Here is a 5,062-nt window from a genome sequence, read left to right on the forward strand (position 1 = left end):
GTATTACTTTTACATTATCAACGGATTTAATTAATGGTATGTCTCCTATATTCGATGAAGCTGATAATGTTGAATGTTTTTGATATTTATAATTTATATAATTCGATATTTTCCATTCCTTGGTTCATCGATGTCTCCTCTTTTTAATAATTTTTTAATGATATTCTCGGTTTCTTCTTCATCTATTCCCTTCTTTTTAGTTTCTTCCAATATGTCTTCGAATAACACCAATCCCTCGTTATTCTTTTCTGAGAGTTTTTTAATAATTGCGTATATTTCCTTCATTTTATTTCTATCTTTGTTTGATTCTCCCGTAATCTTGCCTATATCAATCATGCCAGTTTCTGGGTCGTAGGCTATCTCTTTCAATGATTCCATTATTATATTTATTGCCTCTTCTGCATCCTCTTCTTCCACAACATCTTTTAATTTCACCTTTGCATGAGCTTCGGCAAGTCGAATTGCAGCTTCAAGCTGCCTTGCTGTTATTTGTATAGAGCTCTTCCTCATGTTTGTATAATATTCTACCAATATGTCCTCTGCATTTTTTGATATAATTGGTTTTTTCTGTCTAGCATATAATATATATTTTATGATAAATTCGTCGTCGATTTCGACACCATTAATTTTAGTTTTTTCGGCTTTTGTATCTCCTTCATCTTTTTTTAAATATTTTCTATGGATATTGATAATATGTTTTGCTATGTCTTTGTCCTTTGCTCTATCAACTTCATCCTTTATTGGAAATATTATATCAAATCTACTTAACATAGGAGCAGGTATGTTTATCTGTTCAGGTATTGAAACATTTGGGTCAAATTTTCCCCATCTCGGGTTGCACGCAGCAAGAATTGCACACTCTGCTGGAAGTTTTGTGTTTATTCCTCCTTTATTAATGTGGATTGTCTGGCTTTCCATGGCCTCTAAAACAAAACTTTGAAGGTCCTTATTAACAGTGAGCTCGTCAATACATGCAGTCCCCTTGTTTGCTTTAACTAACAAACCTGGTTTTATAACCCATGTATCATCCCCAATTTCGGTTCTTTCTCTAACAACTGCTGCGGTTAAACCAACTCCTGATGCCGTGGTTACAGAACCATATAAGTTTCCCGGGAGCTCAGCTATTTTTCTTAACATAACACTTTTCCCAATCCCGGGGTCTGTAATTAAAAGTATGTGGCTGTCAGCTCGTTTATTCCCTTTTTTAACCCCTTTTATCTGCTGTAAAAATATTGCCTTTTTTATAATTTCATATCCTTTTATTTCTGGGATGAGCTCATTTGATAATATGTCCAGTACCTTCGGGTGTTTAGCAACTTTTTCTATTTTTTCAATGTCATCTTCACTGAGCTCACTTTCTAATTTATTTTCTATTATTTCACAATTTAACCCTCTTATGTATATGTCATATATTGGTAGTTTTTTACTACTTTGATATTTAATGGGTATTCCTACTATTTTTACCCTTCCGCAGAATATACCTGGTGAATTTTCTAAAAATACCGATATGTATTTTGGAGGTTCTTCTGGGTCGTCCATTAAATCCAGCGGTTGTTGAACTTTTAATTCCTGGAAGTCAATATACTCTGATTCGTTTTCTACCAACTGTAATACACCATTACATTTTTCGTTGGTGCATGGTTTAGACTCTGGATTGTATTCGTAGGGGTTATCTATATTTACATCAACTCTATTTCCACAATTATTGCATACATATACTGCTTTTTTTAATATTGATTTTATTTTAGTTGCTAAAACAATAATTCCTTCAAATTCTATAAGTTTTCCCAATGTGCTGCTTTTAATATCTTTAATTGTTAAGGTTTTGTTATTGTATTTTTTGAATACTTCAGGTATGTTTTTTATTGTGATGGAGCAGTTTGGATTTTCATTTTTTAGTGCATAGTATGCTTCTACATACGCCTCTTCTAAAATCTTTAATCCATTGTATGGATTTTCATAAATATATTCTATAAAATCCACTATTCCATAATTATACAATTTCTCTAAATCTATTACTACTCTTTCCTTTTCTGATATGATATCATCGCTGTGGAAGTTTCTTATGTAGTTGGTGATATACGGCTTCAACTGCTCTATCTTTTTTTCGTCCATGTTATCCCTTATTTATGGTTATAATTTTAAAAATAATAATGATTAATCCATTTTTTTAAATAATATTCAAAATCTTTATCTTCTCGGAATGAAGCGGAAAGCGACGAAATTCGGTGGTTTTCTTCTAATTTTGTATTGTCATTGTTATTATTTTTATTATTATAATCAATTTCAATTTTCGGAATTTCGAGCTTTATATCCAAATCCATGGCATTTTTACAGAAGTTTTCATAATCTATCTCAACCTCTGGCATTAGACCTCTTTTATCCATTTTTGCTTTTCCAACTCCTATTATGTGTAATCCAATTTCATCCCCTATTTTTTTGACCTTCTCAAACACTTCAAAGTTATAAACTTTATTTAGTATTATTCCTTTAACATTAACCCCCATATCTTTTAATAATGAATAATATCCAAAACTTTCCACAAATGCCCCTTCAATACCGCTTTTACTACATGATGATACAACATATACGGGGAATCCCAATATTTTCGATATTTCGGCTCCACTATAATTTTTTTTATTCAATGCCCCTGTAAATGCACCCATCACCCCTTCGATAATATAATATGTGTAATCTGAATTTTTAACAAATTTTAAAAAATCATCAACATCACACCAGCCCCTATCTGCGATTTTTATACTGCTGTATTTCAACATAGGTTCTCTTAAAATATATAATGATGGAACAATATCTCTTACATCGGGACCTATTTTTGCAACAAAAGTTTTTTTATTTAGTTTTGAAACTATACTTGTTGTTAAAAAAGTTTTTCCACTTTCGGAGCCTGTCGCTAGGAGAATTAATCCTTTTTTTTCATTATTTTCTTTTGAAGGTGATTGGAAGGAGGAGTTCTTATTGGTATTGACATTTACCATATTGGCATTAGTATTTATTATCGATTTAGATTTTAATTTATACATTATATCCTTATTTTTTTTAAATATGACCTCCCGTTCATTTTCGTCGATATTTAGCCAATTAAGTATGTTTTCTTTTATATTTTCATTATCTAAAAATCCATGCACCATTGTTCCAAAGATATTTTTATGATAAGCACCGGATATAATATCTACATCTCCAACTATTTTGTAGTTTAATTTTTTAATTTTTGAGATACATAGTTCTTTTGTTTTTTTATTGGTTATTTTTACATTGCCGTATGTATGACAATGAAAGCCCTTTCCAGCATCATAACTTTTTCCAAAAATGGTGTCATTTTTTAATTCAAAATTAACTTCGTCTGTGCAAATAAGCGGTGAAAATTCAACATTTAATAACCCCAAACCTTCTTTAATTATTGGAACTGGACTTTTTCTACCAATATCTATTTTTTCAGATAATATTTGGAATCCACTACATATTCCAAGTATTATTCCATCAAATTCTATTATATGTTTTTTTAATTTTTCGTTCAATGAATCGCTTTCAACTAAACTCCCACCTGGTATAATCAGCATATTTAAGTCTTTAATTTCTGAAGTGTTATTTTCATCTATTATTTTTGTAGGTAGATTTCCAAAACTTTCAAAGCATGGCAATGAACCTTTTATATCAATTATGCCTATGTCCATAAATATCATCTTTATATTTTATTCCTTATATTTTTATATTTTTTGATTATATGCTACTAATTTATATTTGGTAGTAATTAATTTATATTATTTATATTTTTATGGATATATTTGGATTTATCGTATGTATGTGATAAAATGGAAGTTATAGACAGGATAAAACTAAGTATGGGTGTAATGGGAGCTGCTATTGTAATCTATTCATTAATTATGATGGACATAGAAGGGTTAAGACCATTGGATGCATTGTATTTTTCAATAGTCACTATTTCAACAGTAGGTTATGGAGATTATGTACCAAAGACAGAATTGGGAAAACTCATTACAGCCATGTATATTTTGTTTGGTGTAGGTATTGGATTGTATGCTTTGGGTAGTGTTGCTGAATTTTTTATAGGTGGTTATTTTAAAAAAACAAATCAGATGAGAAATATGGATAAAAGAATAAAACATTTGAAAAATCATTATATTATCTGTGGATATGGTAGAAGTGGTAAAGTCGTTGCAGATAAACTTGAAAAGTCTGGAGCAAAATATATTGTCATAGATAATAATGCAGAACTTTTAGAGAATGAACTCGAAGATAATCCTAATTTTAATTATATTGTAGGTGATGCCACTCTTGACGATATATTATTAAAGGCAAAGATAAAAGAAGCAAAAGGTCTGATTTCAACAGTTTCAAGGGACTCAGATAATGTATATATTACTTTATCTGCAAAAAGACTCAATCCAAATCTTTATGTTATTGCAAAAGCCGATGAAAGAGTGGCTATGGACAAGCTCTTAATTGCAGGAGCAGATAGGGTAGTTTCTCCATATATTATAGGTGGTTTAAGAATGGCCGAACTTGCATTAAAGCCAGATATTCTTGATTTTGTATCTACTTTCATGTCCATAGCCAAATATGAATATGATGAAGACTTGGAGATAAGAAAGATAACTATTGAAGAAGGTTCTTTATTATCTGGTAAAAGTTTATCTGAAACCAACATAAGACAAGAGAGTGGAGCTACTATAATTGGCGTCAAGAAGAACAATGAACTAATAACAAATCCGTCACCTGATGTTATAATTAACACTGGCGATGTACTTTATGCATTTGGAACTACGGAACAATTGGATAATTTAGAAAAAATTGTAAAAAATAAGTGATTTTTATTTTTTTATTTTATCTTTATCATTATAATTAGTTATTATTTATTATTTTTAAATATGCAAATAATATTGTTCCAAACCTAAAAACAATACATTATCCAAACCACCATCATATTATGCAGTCAATGATAGCCTGAGAGAAAAGGAGCTCAGGTTTGATGTAAGCCCGCAACCAAGTGATACTTAGTAACGACCGAGTCAATTCCAAAAAC

At 30.4% G+C, this 5,062-nt stretch carries 3 protein-coding genes; 1 reads left to right on the forward strand and 2 read right to left on the reverse strand.

From position 1 onward, the window contains the following. Positions 1-93 precede the first annotated feature (93 nt). Together F7B34_RS05355 and F7B34_RS05360 are read right to left on the reverse strand one after the other, a co-directional pair. Positions 94-2,115, reverse strand: a complete 2,022-nt coding sequence (locus tag F7B34_RS05355; protein WP_292460807.1) for a minichromosome maintenance protein MCM — start codon at positions 2,113-2,115, stop codon at positions 94-96. A 26-nt stretch (positions 2,116-2,141) separates the two neighbouring features. Beyond that, complete coding sequence (locus tag F7B34_RS05360) at positions 2,142-3,692, reverse strand: cobyrinic acid a,c-diamide synthase (protein ID WP_292460808.1); 1,551 nt, start codon at positions 3,690-3,692, stop codon at positions 2,142-2,144. A 138-nt stretch (positions 3,693-3,830) separates the two neighbouring features. Here F7B34_RS05360 and F7B34_RS05365 point away from each other — a divergent pair, with 138 nt between their 5' ends. Further along, positions 3,831-4,847 carry a TrkA family potassium uptake protein gene (locus F7B34_RS05365; RefSeq protein ID WP_292460809.1) on the forward strand — a complete coding sequence of 339 codons (1,017 nt, stop codon included), beginning with the start codon at positions 3,831-3,833 and terminating at the stop codon, positions 4,845-4,847. Positions 4,848-5,062: the final 215 nt, after the last annotated feature.

Source organism: Methanothermococcus sp. (assembly GCF_015523155.1).
In the GTDB taxonomy this organism is placed as follows: Archaea; AGJL01; Methanococci; order Methanococcales; family Methanococcaceae; genus Methanofervidicoccus.

Excerpts from the sequence above, each read along its gene's own strand:
- F7B34_RS05355 (WP_292460807.1), bottom strand. The coding sequence starts at position 2,115 with ATGGACGAAAAAAAGATAGAGCAGTTGAAGCCGTATATCACCAACTAC.
- F7B34_RS05360 (WP_292460808.1), bottom strand. The coding sequence starts at position 3,692 with ATGGACATAGGCATAATTGATATAAAAGGTTCATTGCCATGCTTTGAA.
- F7B34_RS05365 (WP_292460809.1), top strand. The coding sequence starts at position 3,831 with ATGGAAGTTATAGACAGGATAAAACTAAGTATGGGTGTAATGGGAGCT.